Raw genomic sequence first — 16,844 nt, 5'->3', positions numbered from 1 at the left:
ACTCCAGATCAAAACGGGATGCGGGCATTCTTTGGGGATCCGTCCTGTTGATAAATTGGCTGCCGGTTCGGTCATTCGAAATCAACAGTTAGCAATATGGACAAGCTGCGCGCGATGAACGTCTTCGTGGCCACGGTCGATGCGGGCAGCTTCAGCGCCGCGGCCGAGGCGCTCGATCTGTCGGCCGTGATGGTCGGCAAGCACATCCGTGCGTTGGAGCAGCAACTCGGCGCCCGCCTGCTCGAGCGCACGACACGCCGCCACACGCTGACCGAGATCGGCGCGGTCTACCTCGAGCGCTGCCGCGACGTCCTGGCCAGCGTGCACACGGCAGACGGCGTCGCCGAGGCGCTGCGGGCAGTGCCGCAAGGCACGTTGCGGGTGACGGCGCCGGTGGCCTACGGCGCGCACCAGCTCACCCCGATGATTGGCGCCTACCTGGCTGCGCACCCGCAGGTGAAGGTCGAACTGAGCCTGAACGACCGCGTGGTCGACCTGGCCGACGAAGGCTTCGACTGCGGCATACGTTCAGGCGTCGTATCCGACCAAAGGCTGATCGCGCGGCCATTGGCACGCACACGGATGTTCGCGGTGGCGAGCCCAGACTGGGTCGCGCGCAACGGGGCACCCACGCACCCGTCGCAGATCAAGGCACATCCGCTGCTTGGCTTCGCTGCCTGGGGGCCGAACCCTGCATGGCGCTTCAGCCGTGGCGACGAGACGGTCCACGTCCCGGTGCGTGGACCGTTCAGCACCAACAACGGCCAGGCGCTGCTGAGTGCCGCAGTGGCGGGCATCGGGGTGGTCGTGCAGACCGACGCGTTGCTGGCGCCGGCGCTGGCCACCGGCCAGGTCGTGCGCCTGCTGCCGGATTGGGAGCTGCCGACCCGGGCGATGCACATCGTGCGCCTGCCCGAAGCCAGACCGAGCGCCAAGCTGCGCAGCTTTGTCGACTTCGTGCTGGCGGCGCTCGGCTGATCGCGCTTGTTCGCCACCAGGCGAACGCGCCCCTCAGACGTGGGCGGGGCCCGCCGGCATGGCTGCCGGCGGGCCCCGCATCACGAGAAGCGACGGGCTACGGACTTACTGCTTCGAGCCGTGGAAGAACTCGCGAATGAACTCGTTGACATCCCTCGACGGGCCGGCAGGGCCGACCAGCGGAGCGACCATCGGTGCGAGTTCGCGGGCGCTGGCCAGGCTGGCCATGCTCTTCAGGCTGCCGGACAGCGGGATCGTCAGGAAGGAGTTCCTCGTGTCGACCGTCGCGGTGACCGGCTCGTACGCGATCAGCGGGTTGGGCTTCTCAGCGGTGATGACCAAGCCGAGGTTGTGGCCCGCAGCGAAGATCCGGTCGTCGGCGTTGATCTCCCAGGTGATCTCGTACCACGTGCCCGGCACCAGGTCTTCCTTGACCTTCCACGACTTGTGGTGGCCCAGGTCGGCGATCGTGCGAGAGACGATGTAGGCGGCGCCGTTGGTGTAATCGACCACGCGAGCCTGCAGGCCGGCAGCCTTGCGGTCGACCTTGACACGCAAGGTGACCGAGGCCGTACCGGATTGCCGCACCTGTTCTGCCAGCGCGTCGGTCATGAACACCAGCCGGTCACCGCGAGGTGACGTCGGGCTCGACACGATGGAGTCGCTCGAGTAGTCGCTCGATTGCTTGAAGGTCAGGTAGCGATCGCCGCGGACGTTGGCCGGCTGCGTCGTGAGGGCACCTGCCGGCCGACCCAGCGGCGAGGTCAGCTGCAGTTTCTGATCCTGCGTGCCGACCGGTGGCCACACCGTGTCGGTCGACCAGGACTTGTTCTCACGCTGGATGATGGCCTGCGGCTCGTTCGGCAGCCCGTTGTCCAGGCCCTGCAGGTAGTAGTCGAACCATTGCAGCAGCGGGGTGCTGTAGGTGGAGCCGAACTCGTAGTACGGCTCGACGTGCTGGTCCTGGTGCAGGAAAAGCCGGCGCTCGACGCCATTCTTGACCAGATCGTCCCACCATTCGCCGAAGTGGCGGGTCTTCACGTTCTCGTCGGTCAGGCCGTGCACCAGGAAGACGCTGGCCTTCAACTTCGAGGCATCGATGTGGTAATCGCGGACCGACCACCACTTGTTGTAGCTGCCCGTCGGGTCGTCCGACTTGGCCTGCAGCGTCGGCGTCATGTCTTCGCAGACCTGGCTGTTGTAATGACTGACGTAGTCGTTCAGGAACTTCACATACTCTTCGTAGAAGGGGATGCCGTTGCCGCGGGTGTAGTCGTACCAGCTGGAAATGGCGGCCACCGGCACGATGGTCTTGAGGCCTTCGACGCCGGTGGAGGCGACCGCGTTCGCGATCGTGCCGTCCCACGAGACGCCGATCATGCCGGTCTTGCCGTCGGTCCACAGGGTGGCGTCCGCTTTGGAACCGTCGGGGTGGAAACCGTTGGCGCGTCCGTTGGCCCAGTCGATCACGGCCTTGGTGCCCAGCACCTCGCGGTTGCCGCCGACATCGGCGCAGCCCGTCGAGAAATCCGTTCCCGGCAGCGCCACGGTTGCCACGGCATAACCACGCGGGACGAAAAAGTCCGTCTCCCACGCGGCCCGTGATCCTTGGAAGAAGTACGGCGACGCGTGGATGATCATCGGGACCCTGGCGCCCTCGGCGGCGTTCGGACGGGTGATCTCGACCTTGATGGTGTCGGTCTTCCCGTCGCGGTCCCGGTCGAAGCCGGTCTCGACGTTGACGACCTCCTTGACCGCCTCGGTCATGCTGAAGACGGGGACCGTCTGGTTCCCGACCACCCATGCTCGGGCGGGTACACCCGAGCCTGCCGAAGCGACCGTGGTGAATGAGCCAAGCGCGAGCGTGCACGCGCCGACCAAGGCCAGCGGTCTCGAGCGAGCGCTGGCCGAACGTGTTGAATCCATATGTGTCTCCTCAGAAGAATTGACTGGGCAGTGGCTCCGCATTGCGTGGCGGCCCTGCAGTGAAGATGGTCCTGGAAAGCGAACCGAAGTTTGTTTCGAAAGCGCCCGGCAAAACATCATTGATCGTCAGGTCGCGAGCGGCCGCATCGAGAACGGCCGATTCCGGGTCGATGTCGACCCTTTCGGCGCCACGCGATCTGCGAAGTAGCGTCCGCAGAGACTCGACGTACCGGCCGGCGGCACCGCAGGCCCTGGTAGGCAAGACCGGACGGTTCCGGTACTCTACTTGAGGCGTTATGCCCACTCAGGCCATTCCCGGCCAGGCACACCGATGACTGTCACCTCCCGCAATGAAGCTCAGCTGCGCGCCGATGCCATCCGCGCGTTTCGGGACGAGCTGTCACGCCTCGAGCTCGAGGGGGTCCTGCACCTCGACGACGCACAGCGCGGCGCGGTGGCCAAGCACCACGACTCGCTGCTGGCTGCGCTGGCTGGCGGCTTCGACATCGATCGCGATCTGCGGTCGAAGCAGCTGTCGCTCGGCATGCGCATCGCTTCGTTCATCGGGGCCATCGCGCTCGCAGCCAGCGTCTTCTTTTTGTTCTACCAGTTCTGGGGCTACTTCTCGACCGTGGTGCAGGTGGCCGTGCTGGTGGGGGTTGGCATCGGGGCCTTCGTCTTGACGATGGGCGTCGCGCGCCGAGATGCCACCGGCTATTTCACCAAGCTGGCGGCGATGGTTGCCTTCGCGTGCTTCGTGCTCAACGTCGTCATGCTTGGCCAGATCTTCAACATCACCCCGTCAGACAAGGCGTTGCTGCCATGGGCGGCGCTTGCGTTCCTCCTGGCGTACACGTTCGAGCTGCGGCTGCTGCAGGCCGCCGGCATCCTTTGCCTGATCGCCTTCATCTCGGCACGCACCGGTACCTGGAGCGGCATGTACTGGATCCACTTCGGCGAACGGCCGGAGAACTTCTTCCCCGCGGCCTTCGCGATCTTCCTGCTGCCGCAACTGCTCGATCAGTCCAGATACTCGGGCTTTGCAGCCACCTACCGGGTCTTCGGTGCGTTGACGATGTTCCTGCCGATGCTGGTGCTGGCGAACTGGGGATACGTGAGCTACCTCGACCTCGATCGTGGCCTGATCGAAGGTCTCTATCAAACCATCGGTTTCGTCGGTACCGCCGCGTTGACCTGGTACGGTGCCCGGCGCCACTGGCAAGACGCGGTCAACACTGGTGTCACGCTCTTCGTGATCTTCTTCTACACGAAGCTCTTCGACTGGTGGTGGGAGTCGATGCCCAAGTACCTGTTCTTCCTGGTGATGGGGCTTGCTGCCATGCTGTTCCTGCTGGTCTTCAAACGGCTGCGCCGGGTGACCCCATGAAGTGGACACACCAAACCGCGTTGATCGCTGGCCTCGCCCTCATCACCACCACCAACCTGGTGGCGCTGGGTGGGGCGGCCTACAACCGCTCCGGCGAGCCGGACAGCGTCCTGAACGTCAGCCAGCGGGAACTGCGGCCCTCCTATGCAGGCGCCGGCGGGAAAGAAAACAGCGGGCTGACGCTGCAATTGCGTTGGCGCGTGCTGCCGCAAGCCGAGATCAGGAGCGTCTACGCGTTCGACGGCGAGGGGGGAGGCGCTCCCGCTTGGCTCGACGTGGCCAAGATGGCTGAGCTCGGTTTCGAGCTTAAGACCACCATCGCAGCTTCGGGCGCCGATGCCGCCCGGCGTCATGACCGTCAGTTGCCCAGGGACGTGTTGGTTGTGCTGGAGCTGGACGGGCCGGTCTATCAGCAAGCGCGCGAGCGAGCCAGCACCGCGGCAAAGGAAGTGGAAGCAAAGAACGAGCGCGGCGACGGCAAGAAGGACGCCCAAGAGATCATTGACCGGGAAGAGCGTTGGAGCAGCCGCTTGTTCGCCGTGGATGTGGGTCTCGATCGCGCGGCGCTGCGGGCGAAGTACCCGGATCGCACGAAGTACGCGATCGTTCGTGGTCAGGTGCGCCCGGCTTGGGAGCCTTCCGGCAAGGCGGGCGGCGGCACCATCAACAACCTGAGCGCCGAGACGATCAACGTGCCGTTGCAGATGCGCGGAGCATTCGAGGGTGTCTTGCCCGTGAGCTATCGGCCGCCAGGTGATGACGAAGGTCGGCGTTTTGACGCCAGGCTGGCGTTCGGCCAGCGTCTCGAACCCTGGCTTCTCTCTGCGACCCGCCAGTAGCCTCGACCGCCCCGCACCGGCTCGCGCATCGACGGACGGGAGTCACGGAACCAGCGCGGCCCAGAACGCCCTGACCGCCCGCTGCCATTCGCGCGTGGCGGCGCCGGTGTTGCCCACGCGCAGCGCGAGCGCGTTGAGCGCGCCATTCGCCAGTGTCACCAGCCAGTCCGCACCGCCCTCGAACGCGATCTCGCCGGCTGCGATCGCCTCGACGATGCCGGCCTTGAGCGACTCCGTGCTGAGGCGATCGTCCAGCGCCTGCCACCGCTGCCAGCCGAGCACCGTGGGCGCGTCGACGAGCAGGATGCGACGCACGTCGTCGCGCGTCACGAACGCCACCCACGCGATCGACCCGCGGACCAGCGCATCACGTGGGCCGCGCGATTTCGCGGCTGCCGCCTCGACTGCGGGCAACGCCTGTTCCACCAGCTGTTGGCAGACCGCCTCGAACAGCGCCGCCTTGTCGGCGAAGTGGTGGTACAGGGCGCCGCGCCGCACACCGGCCCCTTCGAGGATGGCATCGGTCGACGTGGCGGCGAAGCCGTCGCGTGCGAAGAGCAGGCGTGCCTCGCCGATCAGGCGAGCCCGGGTGAGCGCTGAGCGTTGTTCGTTGGTGGCCATGCCCCATATTACTTGACAGACTGTCTGTTTATGGTGATGATCAGTTTACGGGCAGACAGTCTGTTTGTTAAATCACTGGACCAGGTTATGCAATTCGTCGATCGCTATCCCATCATCGTCACCCCCCACAAGAACGCCTGCCGCGACTTCTGGGTCCGGCACTTCCAGCTGAAGGTCGGCTTCGACAGCAGCTGGTTCGTCTGGCTGCACAGCGCTGACGGCTCGCTCTCGCTGGCCTTCATGACGCCCGACCATCCTTCCGCGCCGCCGGGGCCTGAGGTCTTCTCAGGCCGCGGCATGTGCTTCGAACTTCAGGTCGAAGATGCCGTCGCAGCCCATGCGGCGTTCGTCGAAAGCGGCGGCAGGGCCAGCTACCCGCTGACCGACGAGCCCTTCGGCCAGCGCCGCTTCGGCTTCGCCGATCCGGCCGGCCTGTGGGTCGACGTCGTGCAGCAGACGGAGCCGGTGGCCGGCTTCTGGGATCGCTACATGACGGCCGGCGACACCGCTGCGGCCTGAGGGTGGGCATGTCGTCTTCCCCGGCTGCGGCTGGCGGCATGGGCGTGCCCACCGCTGCTGCCGGCGGACGGCTTCTGGGCGACCTGCGCTCGCTCTTCGGCCTGGCGGTGCCCATCGTCGTCGGCCTGATCTGCAGCGCCTTGGCGGGCGTGGTGACCAGTGCGGTGGCCGCGCCGCTGGGCCCGGCGGCGCTGGGCGCGGTCTCGCTCACCGCGTCGGTCGAACTCGTCTTCGTGGCTGCGCTCTACGGTTTCCTCAGCCCGGTGGGTGTGCTGGCTGCGCAAGCGTACGGCGCGGCCGATGCAGTTGCCGTGGCCGCGCAACGGGCCGCTGGTTGGCGGCTGGCCGCGACGGCCGGTGCCGGCGCCGTGGCGCTCATGGCGGCCAGCATTGCCTTGCTGCCGTGGGCTGGCCAGCCGGCCAATGTGCTTGACGTGCTCGCTCCGTACTGGCTGTGGACGGCGGCTTCGCTGCTGCCGCTGGCACTGCTGTTCGCCTACAAGCAGCTCTTCGACGCCATCGATCGACCCTGGATCGCGGTCACGGTGATGGTCGCTTCCGTCGCGGTGCACGCCGTGCTGAGCCCGTGGCTGGTGCGCGGCGGTGCGGGCCTGGCGCCGCGTGGCCTGGCCGGCGCGGGCATCGCCGGCCTGCTGGCCAACCTGTGCGGTGCCGTCGCGATGGCCTGGTTGGCGCGCCGAATGCCAGGGCCGCGGCAGTGGTTGCATGCATCTGAAGCTTCCTGGCCGGCAGCGCTTCGGCTGCAGCGGACGGAAGGCGTGCCGATGGGTCTGCAGTATCTGCTGGAAACGGGGGCGAACGCCGTCGCCGGCTTGTTCGTCGGCGTTTTCGGTGCCGTGGCGCTGGCCGCCAACCAGGTCACGATGTCCGTCACGATGACGCTCTACATGCTGCCCCTGGGCATGGCCGCCGCGGTCGGCATCCGCATGGCCCAGGCCGTCGGGGCGTCGGACCGCGGCGCGTGCTGGCCGCTGGGCAAGGCGGCGCTGTTGGCCGTCACGGCATGGATGACCTTGGCGAGCATCGGCCTGGCCCTGTTCGGCGCCGAGATCGCCCGCCTGTTCGGTGCCGACGATGCGGTCGTCGCCGTGGTGGCCTTGATTGGCGTGGCCGTCGGTGTGATGCAGGTAGCCGACGGGGTGCAAAGCGTCAGCCTGGGCGCGCTGCGCGGCCTGCTCGACAGCCGCTGGCCGACGCGGGTGTCGCTGGCCTGCTATTGGGGCCTGGCGCTCCCCTCGGCATGGGCGCTGTCGCACACGGCCGACCTCGGGCCGGCCGGCGTCTGGCTGGGCTTCGGCGCCGGGCTCCTGGTCGCGGCGGTTGCACTGACGCTGCGGCTGCGTCGCCTCACCCGCGGCGTCGTCGCACAGCCTCGCCCGCTTTGATAGGCTGACCGCCGTGCCCTTGCCACTGCTCTACACCTACCGCCGCTGCCCCTATGCCATGCGGGCGCGCATGGCCTTGCTTCAGGCACGGGTGCCGTTCCAGGCCTGCGAAATCGTGCTGCGCGACAAGCCGGTCGACCTGCTGCGCCTGTCGCCCAAAGGCACGGTGCCCGTGTTGCTGCTGCCCGATGGCCAGGTGATCGACGAAAGCTGGGACATCATGCGCTGGGCCCTGGAGCCACGGGATCGCGACGGCTGGTGGCACCGTGCCCAATCCACCGAAAACCTCGCGCTGCTGCACGCCAACGACGGCGACTTCAAGCGGTACCTGGACCACTACAAGTATCCCCAGCGCTACCCCGATGAAACGCAGCCGCGCGAGGCGCTGCGCTCGCTCGCCGTGGAGGTATTGCTCACTCCGCTGGAGCAGCGCCTGCAAAGCCGGCCGCATCTCGGCGGTGACGCGCCGTGCGCCACCGACTTGGCGATCTTCCCGTTCGTGCGGCAGTTCGCGGCCGTGGAGCCGGGCTGGTTCGAGGCGCAGGAACTGCCGGCCCTCAAGACCTGGCTGGCGGCATGGCTGGGCAGCGAACTGTTCGCGGTCGGCATGACGAAGCCGTTCACCGCCGAGCCAGTCTTCGGTTTTCCCTCGCTGACCTAAGTAGAAGGAAAGGGGCCGATCGTCAATCTTGAGGTCGTCTCGCTCGCGCCGAGACATGGCCGCCATCGCATTGGTGATCCCCAAAAGCAGTGATGCGGAGGCATCGGTGATCTGTTGTCATCGTCAGCGTTTCTCAACATGGAGGCGTCATGATGGAAACCGTTGCGATGCTCAAGCGGGCGCTGAATGCCGCAGGGAAGGTGCTCCGTTGGGGACAAGGCATTCAAGAGCCGGCGAGGCTGGACTTCATCAAGGACTTGCATGCGATCTGTCTGAAGTGCGAAGCCGCCTACGAGACCGTTCTCCTTCGTCTGGTGCCTGTGAAGAATGCCTTCGGCGATCCGGACAAGCTCGCGGGTGAACTGAGAATCCTCGCCGCCGACTCGACCACACGCAGCGCGTTCAAGCCGGAGCACCTCTGCGGGGAGGTCGACGTTCTGCTGAGCCGGCTCGAGAGCCATCTTGACCCGCTGAAGTATTCGCTTGACGTCAACCGGCTGCGCGCGATCCGAGAGCACTTGAGAAACTTCGGCAACTTCGATGCAGCGCTCTACGAGTCGTACGACGCATTTGTCCGGTCGCTGGATGACATCGCGACCCAGATTCAGACCGGTGGCCCTGACCGCCAGGAACGGGCGAGCTATGTGCGTACTGCGGTGCGGGAATTCGAGCTCGAACTCCAGTCGGCGATCGAGGACATCCGCGCCACCAAGGACGCGATCATCTGCGGTGACGCTCGAGACTGAGCGTGCTGCTCCATCCCGAGCATGCGGGTCCTGGGTCGCGAGATGGCCGTGGCCATCAGCGCGGTCATGCCATCCTCGATCTCCAGTCATGGGAGCGGTGGCGTTGGGACGAGGTTCTCCTGGTGGTGCGGCGGCCTTGGTACTGGGGTGGTTGCGGGGGCGATGGCATGGTCGCCGCGTCGGCCGACTGAAGTCACCCGCCAACGGACAAAGGCCGGCGGCTGGCTACGCCTGGCCTGACGAGGCCTGGGGCCGCTGCCGCGCCGCCACGCCAGCGACGAAGCGGCCGAAGGCGTCGAGCAGCGGCGCGGCGTCGAAGGTCGGGCCCTCCAGCATCGCAAGCGCCTGCACGGTGGCTTCCAGCGTCGAGACCTGGTCGGCTCGCCGCGCCGCGCGGATCGCGCGGTAGCAGGTCGGCGCCGGGGCGTCCAGCGTCAGCCGCGGCAGCGCGGCCAGGGCCGGGTGCTCGAGCAGCATCCGCAGGCTCTTGCGCCACGTCGCATCGAGCACCACCAGCCGCAGGCGCGCGTCCGCCGTCGTCTCCGGGGTCGGCGGAGCGGGCGCGACCGGCACGGCCGGGTACAGCAGCCGCGTGTCCCGGCCGGGGCGATGCAGCAGGGCCAGCAGTGCGCGAGGCTCGAAGCGCTCGCCGATGACCACCTCGCAGTGCGCCAGAGACAGACGCAGCAGCGTCACGCTGTTCTTCGCCTGGCGCCGTTCCTGCGGGTGCTGTAGCACCAGCACCTCGGTGCGGTGGGCGGTCGGCCTTGCCAGCGCGCACAGGCAGGTTGCCTGCGGGCGCAGGCAGCGCACGCAGTGCGCGCGGGAGAGGGTGGGCGGGCCGTTCACCCGGGAATAATCGCACGCCGGTCCCGTCCATCGGCCGGCCCACGTCGGCTTCGGTGTTGGACGCCGGACGTCGACGACCGGGCGCGACTGGCAGTCGAACTGCACTTGATCGGGCCTCAGATTGGGGCCACCCCAACCGCCGCTCCAGCCCGCCTTGCGCTTGTCCTTCAGTCGGCGGCGCTCGCCGGCGGCACCACTTCCGCTCGTTCGGTCTGAACCAGCCGAAGCCCAGGACACGACGCCAATACCAGTGATCTAACTTGGTAGTTACCCACCCCTATCTTGCAATGTCTTCGTTGTCGCCTATTTCGCGTCTTCTCCATTGAGCGCTCAAGAAAACTAACTTCACAACGTCACGGCATCCGGGATGACGTGCGCTGATGAAGTCAAACATGCAATGCGAAGGAACGCCCATGCAAGTCGACGACACCATCAATGAACTCGAACTGGCGATCAAGCTCGCATCGATCGAAATGTCTAACGAGGAAAGCCAACAATGACTAACCGTCGAACCGTACTGACGGCTGCTGCGGCAGCCTTGGCCCTGCCACTGGCGAACGCACGGCCGGGCCGGCAGGCTCCTGCAGGCGCCCAGCCCGAGCACTTTATCCCCGGTGGCGTGCGCGGTATCCAGCGTGGCCACTTCTCCTACACCGCCACAGACCATGTCGACGAATACGGCGTGATCCGCATCCCCGACGATCGCCTCTACATGGTCCCGCTCACGAAGAGCATCTTCGACGAGTCCAGCGGTGGGAAGTACGCGCTGGCGGGGGACGGGGTTCTCACCGTGTTGAAGGACGACCTGTACCACATGACCGTCAACATGGACTGGCCTGCTCAGTCGCGGGGATCGGGGCAGGACGGGTACGACGTCGACTCGCGCAAGCTGTTGATCCTGCGCGCACGGGTGGGTGTGAAGCCGCCGACCTACACCCAAGGCCAGGTCACCCCGGTGACCGACCTGAGCCGGTATGACCGGATGGCGTCGCACGACACCCCCGGTTCGAGCGTGCCGAAGTCCGTGCGCACGACCGTCGAATGGGCGCCCGGGACCATCGCCGCGGGAGGGATGACCTACGTCGACGTGCCATTGCCTGCCGGCAGTTTCGATCCGGCCGTCGGCGATCTCGTCCGGGTCAGCCACTCCAGCCTGACGGATGCCGTGCTGGGCCAAAAGAAGAACGCCGGCGTGCAGATCTCCGCGCGCTTCGTGGCGCCGGGCGTCGCGCGAGTGATGGTCGAGAACCGGTACGGCGCCAAGGCCGTCGCCATCCCGAGCGGCACCATGAACGTGTTGGCGGAGTCGGCCGTCGCAAGCGCCGGCAACAACCATGATGCATGGTGCTACCTCAATTCGGGCCCGGTCATGCTGATGGCAGGCGAGAAGATCTTTGTCGGCGTTCGCAGCTACAGCCGCGGCGATTTCCTGCAAATCTCCAATGGCAGCTTCATCCGCATTTCCAATGTGATCGCCTGAAGACGCCTCTCGGCCTCTTGACTTCTCGCCGGCGGCGGACATGGCGGATCGACCCCATGTCCGTCCCGGGGCGCCTCTGCGTTGGCTTCAGATCGCGAACCGAGGTGAAGAGGCCGCGAGCGATGAGGCCGCGCCCGAGCTGTTCGGGCCTCCTGCTACGCCCGCGGCGCGTCCTCATCGCCGGCCGTGGCCGACTGAACGGCCGACTGCCTTGGGCGCTCCAAGCCGCGTTGCCGGCAGCGACGCAGAAAGGCCACTGCGCCGGCCGCATCTCCGATGGCGTACCTACTTGGCTGACATGACGGGCGGCTGAACCAGCGCAGCCACGGCGCGTGCTTCTTCGCTGCCGATTTGCTGCAACCCGGCCGTCACGCCGAGGCGATCGGCCTCGCTGCGGTTCTGGCTCATCTTCCATCGGCCCTCGATCTTGTCGACCGTGATCTCGATGCCGACGATCGCGCGCAGCAGCTGGTCGATGTAGGTGGCCGGTGCGTCCGACACCTGCCACGGCACCGCCTGGCCCTGCTCGTGCGCGGTCGTCAGGCGTTCGACCAGGGCCAACACCTCGTCTCGCCCCTCGATGGCGCGGGCCTGGCCGTGCACATGCACGACCGCATAGTTCCAGGTCGGCACCGCCTTGCCATGCGCGTGCTTGCTGGGGTACCACGAAGGCGATACGTAGGCCTGCGGCCCGTTGAACACCACCAGGCCCTGCCCGGGGTTGCGCCACACCTGGTTGGCGCGCGACACGTGGGCGAGCAGCGCGCCGTGCGGGCCGCGTTGCGGGTCGAACAGGAACGGCACATGGTCGGCCCGGAGCGCACCGTCGTGCGCGCTGAACCAGGTGCCCAGCGGATGCGCTGTGATCAGCGCCTGCCACGCTTGGGGGTCATTGTTGGCGAACTGCGGCAGATGCATTCAGGCCTCGATCTTCGGTTCGCAGCGAACCTCGGCTTTCACCGAATTGGCGATGTAGCACTCTTCGTGTGCCCTGTGATGCAGGTGCTGCAGCGCTTCGGCCGAGGGCGCCGTGCCGGCAAAGCGAGCCGCGGGCCGCAGCGTGATCACCGTGATTGCCATGCGGCCCTCGGCGTTGCGCGCCATCGTGCCGCTCGCATCGTCGCGGTAGTCATCGACGATGAGGCCGGCCTTGGCGGCGAGCGACAGGAACCACAGCATGTGGCAGCTCGACACCGAGGCGACGAGCGCTTCTTCGGGGTCGACCGCAGCCGGATCCGAGTAGGGCAGCGGCACCGAGTGCGGCGACGAGGAGCCAGGCACCTCGAGCCCGCCGTCGAACTGCAGCAGGTGACGGCGGCTGTAGCGCTGGTCGGTGAAGGCTTCGTGCGGTTGGCGCTGCCAAAGCGTGCGGGCGGTGTACTCGGCCATCGGGCGGTCCTTGGTTCTGTGGGCAAGACGATATTGGCCCTTTAGATTAAGCGCTATTCTTCACAGAAAAGGAGCCAATTAATGCCGCCTCGCAGAGCCAAATCGAGCGCCATCGCTGCCGGCGATACGCCGCTGCGGCTGCAGGTCTACCGCCAGCTGCGCAGCGCGATCGAGCAGGGCAATCTGAAGCCCGGCGCGCGCCTGCCACCGACGCGTGAGCAAGCGGGGCAGCTGGGTGTGTCGCGCAACACGGTGCTGTGGGCGATGGAGCGGCTGCGCGCCGAGGGCTACGTGCTCGCGCACGTGGGCCGTGGCAGCTTCGTCGCACCTGGTTTCGGCGAGCGGCCGCAGCGCAAGCGGGTGACGCGTTCAGTGGCGCCGGTGTTGTCGCGCCGGGGCCAGGCAATCGCCGACATCGCGTTGCGCTGGCAGCCGCCGCTGCAGCCGGCGGTGCCGTTTCGCATCGGCGCGCCGGAGGTCGAGAGCTTTCCTTATGCGCTGTGGGACCGGTTGTCGCGCCAGGTTCCGCAGGCCGAGCGGTGCGCCTTGGCGCAGTACCTGGACCCGGCTGGCTGGCCGCCACTGCGCGAGTCGATTGCGCAGTGGTTGTGGGCATCTCGCGGCTTGCGCTGCGACCCGGCGCAGGTGCTGGTGTGTTCCGGCTCGCAGCAGGCGCTCGACCTGATCGGCCGCATGCTCCTGGACCCCGGCGACGAGGTGATGGTCGAAGACCCGGGCTACCCCGGCATCCGTGCGGCGCTGTTGGGTCAGGGCGCCGTGGCGCGGCCGGTGCCGCTGGACGAGCAGGGCATGGACATCGAGCAGGGGGCCGCGCGTTGGCCGCGCGCGAAGCTGGTGGTGGCCACGCCCGGCTGCCAGTTCCCGACCGGTGTGCGCATGAGTCTGCCGCGGCGGTTGGCTCTGCTGGCCTGGGCGCGCGCGCACGAGGGCTGGGTGGTCGAGGACGACTACGACGGCGAGTTCCAGTACGGCGCGCACCGGCTGCCGGCAATGGGCAGTCTGCTGCAGGCTGACCGCACGCTCTACGTCGGCACCTTCTCGAAGGCCTTGCACCCGGGGCTTCGGCTGGGCTTCATCGTGCTGCCACCGGCGCTGGTGCCCGCTTTTGCGGTCGCGCGCGCGGTGGCCGATCGCCATGCGCCCGGCGATCAGCAGGCGGTGCTCGCGCGCTTCATCGGCGAGGGCCATTTGCTGCGCCACCTGAACCGCATGCGTGAGCTGTACCCGGCGCGCCAGGCGGCGCTGCGCCACATGCTGGCGGAGGCGACCGACGGCGCGTTGCGACTGCCGCCGTTGGACCATGGCCTGCACCTGCTGCACGAGGTGCGCTCCGGCTCGGACGACCAGGTGTTGTCGGCCCGTGCGGCGCAAGCCGGCGTGATGCTCGCGCCACTGTCGCGCTATGCGATCGAGTCGACGCGGCGCGGCTGGCTGTTCGGCTACGCGGGCTATGACGAGGCGGCATTGCAGCGCGCGGTGGATGCGATCGCACCACAGCTGCGGCACATGGCCGTCAGATTGGGAACTGCGTCGTCGACAGCACCTGCTTGAGGGGCAGGAATGAGCGGATCTGCCGCACACCGCTTACAGCGGGTGGTTGGAGCTAAGTAGTTACCCTTGATTGCTCAAAGAGTTGTCTCACTTGCTCCGGGTTTTCCGTCTTCTTAATGGAGCGCTCGTTGTCGATCTCGCGGTCATTCCCCCCCGGTCGCCAGCGCACCGCTTGCTTTTGAAGTTATGCATCCAATCGAAGGAAAGCCCATGCAAGTCGACAACCTCACCCTCCATGAGCTCGAACTGGCGGTCAAGCTGGCGTCGATCGACCTGATCGAATTCACGGCTCGGCCGGGTTTTCTGCTGGAGATGCCGGCCGGGGAAGACCAGCCGCCGCACTATGTCGTCGTCGGCACGGCCGAGGACATCGGCTGGCTGCTCGATGCGCATGCCGCCAAACAGGCCCCCGTTGAGCCAGCCATTCAGGCAGTCGGCGCCGAGCGTCGCCACTGAAAACCCCGCCCGGCCCCGGTGCGGCGCATGGAGCGGGCGCGGGGCCCGTGCCGCGAACTTCGCTCGGCGGCGACCTGGCTGGTTCTTCGGGCCTGCGTGCAGTCGGCGCCTGTTTGACCACGTCTTCCTGGAAAGGCCCCGAGCCCGTTCGGCTTGGCAGTTTGCCTTGCGCTGACCGAGTGGGTGTCGGAATCTCTTTTGTCGTGTTTCGACGGGCGCGTGTTGATCAATACGCCGGGGCAGTACCGGGTGATCCTGGGCGTCGATTGGGTGGCACAGAACGACACCGACGTCGACCGCCGCATGATCGGTATTCGCCGCTGGCCCGGCCCGTTGCCGAATCAGGACGACCGGTTGGCTTTCGTCGCTGCACACGGCGACCGAAGACCTGGCGGCCGGCCAGATGGTCTACGCGGTGGTGCGTTCGCGCATGACAGGCGACTACGTTCAGGCCACGCGCACGACCTTCTTGCAGATCGAGCGGTTCTCCTGATTTCATTTGACCGTTCTAATAACCAGTTATTTGGATATATAACCACCGAGGGACGGTCTTTTTCTTGTCGGTTGGGGCTGCTTGTGATCTCACGCTGTTTCGCCCGGCACGCCTCGCCGGTACAGCAGCAGCCGGCCCTTGTAGGCCAGCACGCCGGGTGAAGCGATGCAGTCGAGTCGCTCCTCGTGCCGATCGAAACCAAGTGTTGCCATGCCACGGTTGAAGACTGCGCGGTTGTCGCGGTCCGGGTCGACGATCCAGACCTCGGCCTGCGCGCGGGCATGGCGGCCTATGAACCCTGCCAATGCGGTGCTGGCATCACGGTCGTAGAGCAGATCACTGCCGACGAGCAGGCCGTACTGGCCGCACACCGGTGCCGACGCCGCCACGCTGCCGGCGTCGCGAGGCGGGGATGACAGGTCCCAATCGCCGTGGCGGTACTTCATCGGCGCCAGGCCATTCAGCCGCAGGTTCTCGAGCAGAAACGCATCGGTCAGCGGATGGCGGTCGCTGGCCGTGATGTCGGCGCCGCGGCGGTGCGCCACCAGGCTGGCCAGCGCAATGCCGCAGCCCATCTCCAGGATGCGTTCGTTCGCCTTGACTGGTCGCCGCGCAAGGCGCGCGGCCAGGTGGTGGCCCGAGGGCCACAGCAGGCCGAACAGCGGCCAGGAGGCCGACGAGATGCCCAGGCGCTCGGCCGCCCCCAGCGGATCGGCAAACTGGTTGCGGTCGAGCAGCGAGCGGATCGTCAGCGGTTCGGCGCCGGCGATGGCGACGAGTTCTTGCTTGGTTTGGTAGCCTGGCACGGCACGGGGACGAAGCCCGCGCGGAGCACTTCGAGGCAGGTAGGGGTGCGCGAGTATGGGGCAATCGGCCCGGGGCCGGGCCGGCGCGACCGTCTTGGCCGCCGATAGGCGGCAGTACGCCTCATCCCGCCCGTTTCATCGTGTCGACGAAGTGGTCATGCGGCCCCGCAGGAACGCACGCCGGGCGCTCGACCGTAGGAACGCGCTGACGGCCGCCGGCTGGGTTGTCCGATGGTGCCTTGCGCCGTGGCGAGCGAGAGTGGGTTTTTTCAACCGAGCCGGGAGCTTACGATGCCCACCACCCATCAAGAAGTGATCGATCTCGAAACGAAGTTCTGGCAGTCCCTGGTCGACGAAGACACCGACACCGCCTTGTCGATGCTCGACGAACCGGCGCTGATGGTCAGCCCTCACGGGGCGATGCAGTTCGACCACGAGCAGTATCGCCAGATGGCCGAGCAGGGCAGCATGGTCGTCAAATCCTACGAGCTCAGCGACATGCAGGTCGTGTTCCCCACCGAGTCCACCGCCGTGCTGACTTATCGGGTGAAGCAGGCGCTGTCGGAGCGGGGCAAGTCAAAGCAGATCGAGCAGGAGATGGCCGATTCGTCGGTGTGGACGAAGAAGGACGGGCAGTGGCTGTGCGTGATGCACACCGAGACGCCCATGGACGGAACGAAGCACTGAGAGTGTTCAACGGGCCAGGCTCGACAGCG

Annotated in this window: 18 protein-coding genes; 12 read left to right on the top strand and 6 right to left on the bottom strand. The window is 66.9% G+C overall.

Annotated features, from left to right (window positions below; translation table 11 throughout):
- The first annotated feature begins 96 nt into the window (after positions 1-96).
- On the top strand, positions 97-978 hold the full coding sequence (locus tag VFY73_RS15610; protein ID WP_329720328.1) for a LysR family transcriptional regulator: 882 nt from the start codon (positions 97-99) through the stop codon (positions 976-978).
- A gap of 105 nt (positions 979-1,083) precedes the next feature.
- On the opposite strand, the gene VFY73_RS15605 is transcribed toward VFY73_RS15610, so the two are convergent.
- A complete protein-coding gene (locus VFY73_RS15605; RefSeq protein WP_329720326.1) occupies positions 1,084-2,745 on the bottom strand; it encodes a CocE/NonD family hydrolase in 1,662 nt (553 codons plus the stop codon).
- Between VFY73_RS15605 and VFY73_RS15600 the strand changes: the two genes are divergently transcribed.
- From VFY73_RS15600 to VFY73_RS15590, 3 genes are all read left to right on the top strand, one after another.
- Complete coding sequence (locus tag VFY73_RS15600) at positions 2,729-3,112, top strand: hypothetical protein (RefSeq protein WP_329720324.1); 384 nt, start codon at positions 2,729-2,731, stop codon at positions 3,110-3,112. The two genes, VFY73_RS15605 and VFY73_RS15600, sit on opposite strands and share 17 nt — an antisense overlap.
- A gap of 123 nt (positions 3,113-3,235) precedes the next feature.
- Complete coding sequence (locus tag VFY73_RS15595; RefSeq protein ID WP_329720322.1) at positions 3,236-4,291, top strand: DUF2157 domain-containing protein; 1,056 nt, start codon at positions 3,236-3,238, stop codon at positions 4,289-4,291.
- Positions 4,288-5,130 (top strand): DUF4824 family protein, encoded by an 843-nt coding sequence (locus VFY73_RS15590; RefSeq protein WP_329720320.1) that lies wholly within the window; start codon positions 4,288-4,290, stop codon positions 5,128-5,130. The genes VFY73_RS15595 and VFY73_RS15590 overlap by 4 nt, the downstream gene beginning before the upstream one ends.
- Before the next feature lie 42 nt (positions 5,131-5,172).
- Here the strand turns inward: VFY73_RS15590 and VFY73_RS15585 are convergent, their stop codons facing one another.
- Entirely contained in the window at positions 5,173-5,751 is a 579-nt protein-coding gene (locus VFY73_RS15585) for a TetR/AcrR family transcriptional regulator (protein WP_329720318.1), read from the bottom strand.
- Positions 5,752-5,781: 30 nt separating this feature from the next.
- Here VFY73_RS15585 and VFY73_RS15580 point away from each other — a divergent pair, with 30 nt between their 5' ends.
- The 4 genes from VFY73_RS15580 (at position 5,782) to VFY73_RS15565 (ending at position 9,083) form a co-directional block, all read left to right on the top strand.
- Complete coding sequence (locus VFY73_RS15580; RefSeq protein WP_329720316.1) at positions 5,782-6,270, top strand: VOC family protein; 489 nt, start codon at positions 5,782-5,784, stop codon at positions 6,268-6,270.
- An 8-nt stretch (positions 6,271-6,278) separates the two neighbouring features.
- Positions 6,279-7,676, top strand: a complete 1,398-nt coding sequence (locus tag VFY73_RS15575) for an MATE family efflux transporter (RefSeq protein WP_329720314.1) — start codon at positions 6,279-6,281, stop codon at positions 7,674-7,676.
- A gap of 13 nt (positions 7,677-7,689) precedes the next feature.
- A complete protein-coding gene (locus VFY73_RS15570) occupies positions 7,690-8,337 on the top strand; it encodes a glutathione S-transferase (protein WP_414654469.1) in 648 nt (215 codons plus the stop codon).
- Between the two features lie 149 nt (positions 8,338-8,486).
- Positions 8,487-9,083, top strand: coding sequence for a hypothetical protein (locus VFY73_RS15565; protein WP_329720312.1), 597 nt, complete (start codon positions 8,487-8,489; stop codon positions 9,081-9,083).
- Between the two features lie 225 nt (positions 9,084-9,308).
- Here the strand turns inward: VFY73_RS15565 and VFY73_RS15560 are convergent, their stop codons facing one another.
- On the bottom strand, positions 9,309-9,932 hold the full coding sequence (locus VFY73_RS15560) for a tRNA-uridine aminocarboxypropyltransferase (RefSeq protein WP_329720310.1): 624 nt from the start codon (positions 9,930-9,932) through the stop codon (positions 9,309-9,311).
- A 538-nt stretch (positions 9,933-10,470) separates the two neighbouring features.
- On the opposite strand from VFY73_RS15560, the gene VFY73_RS15555 reads away from it, so the two are divergent.
- Positions 10,471-11,412 carry a hypothetical protein gene (locus VFY73_RS15555; RefSeq protein ID WP_329720308.1) on the top strand — a complete coding sequence of 314 codons (942 nt, stop codon included), beginning with the start codon at positions 10,471-10,473 and terminating at the stop codon, positions 11,410-11,412.
- 285 nt (positions 11,413-11,697) lie between these two features.
- Here the strand turns inward: VFY73_RS15555 and VFY73_RS15550 are convergent, their stop codons facing one another.
- Together VFY73_RS15550 and VFY73_RS15545 are read right to left on the bottom strand one after the other, a co-directional pair.
- Positions 11,698-12,330 (bottom strand): FMN-binding negative transcriptional regulator, encoded by a 633-nt coding sequence (locus tag VFY73_RS15550; protein ID WP_329720306.1) that lies wholly within the window; start codon positions 12,328-12,330, stop codon positions 11,698-11,700.
- Positions 12,331-12,801 carry an OsmC family protein gene (locus VFY73_RS15545; RefSeq protein ID WP_329720304.1) on the bottom strand — a complete coding sequence of 157 codons (471 nt, stop codon included), beginning with the start codon at positions 12,799-12,801 and terminating at the stop codon, positions 12,331-12,333.
- An 81-nt stretch (positions 12,802-12,882) separates the two neighbouring features.
- Here VFY73_RS15545 and VFY73_RS15540 point away from each other — a divergent pair, with 81 nt between their 5' ends.
- Entirely contained in the window at positions 12,883-14,373 is a 1,491-nt protein-coding gene (locus VFY73_RS15540; protein WP_329720302.1) for a PLP-dependent aminotransferase family protein, read from the top strand.
- A gap of 210 nt (positions 14,374-14,583) precedes the next feature.
- On the top strand, positions 14,584-14,829 hold the full coding sequence (locus tag VFY73_RS15535) for a hypothetical protein (protein WP_329720301.1): 246 nt from the start codon (positions 14,584-14,586) through the stop codon (positions 14,827-14,829).
- Positions 14,830-15,411: 582 nt separating this feature from the next.
- Here VFY73_RS15535 and VFY73_RS15530 read toward each other — a convergent pair.
- Positions 15,412-16,128, bottom strand: coding sequence for an SAM-dependent methyltransferase (locus VFY73_RS15530; protein WP_329720300.1), 717 nt, complete (start codon positions 16,126-16,128; stop codon positions 15,412-15,414).
- Positions 16,129-16,419: 291 nt separating this feature from the next.
- Here VFY73_RS15530 and VFY73_RS15525 point away from each other — a divergent pair, with 291 nt between their 5' ends.
- Complete coding sequence (locus tag VFY73_RS15525) at positions 16,420-16,815, top strand: nuclear transport factor 2 family protein (protein ID WP_329720299.1); 396 nt, start codon at positions 16,420-16,422, stop codon at positions 16,813-16,815.
- Positions 16,816-16,844 lie beyond the last annotated feature (29 nt).

It is taken from the genome of Ideonella sp. (assembly GCF_036277275.1).
Lineage (GTDB): Bacteria > Pseudomonadota > Gammaproteobacteria > Burkholderiales > Burkholderiaceae_C > Ideonella.
Note: the sequence above shows the minus strand (reverse complement) of the source record. Positions and strands in the feature narration are given on the sequence as shown.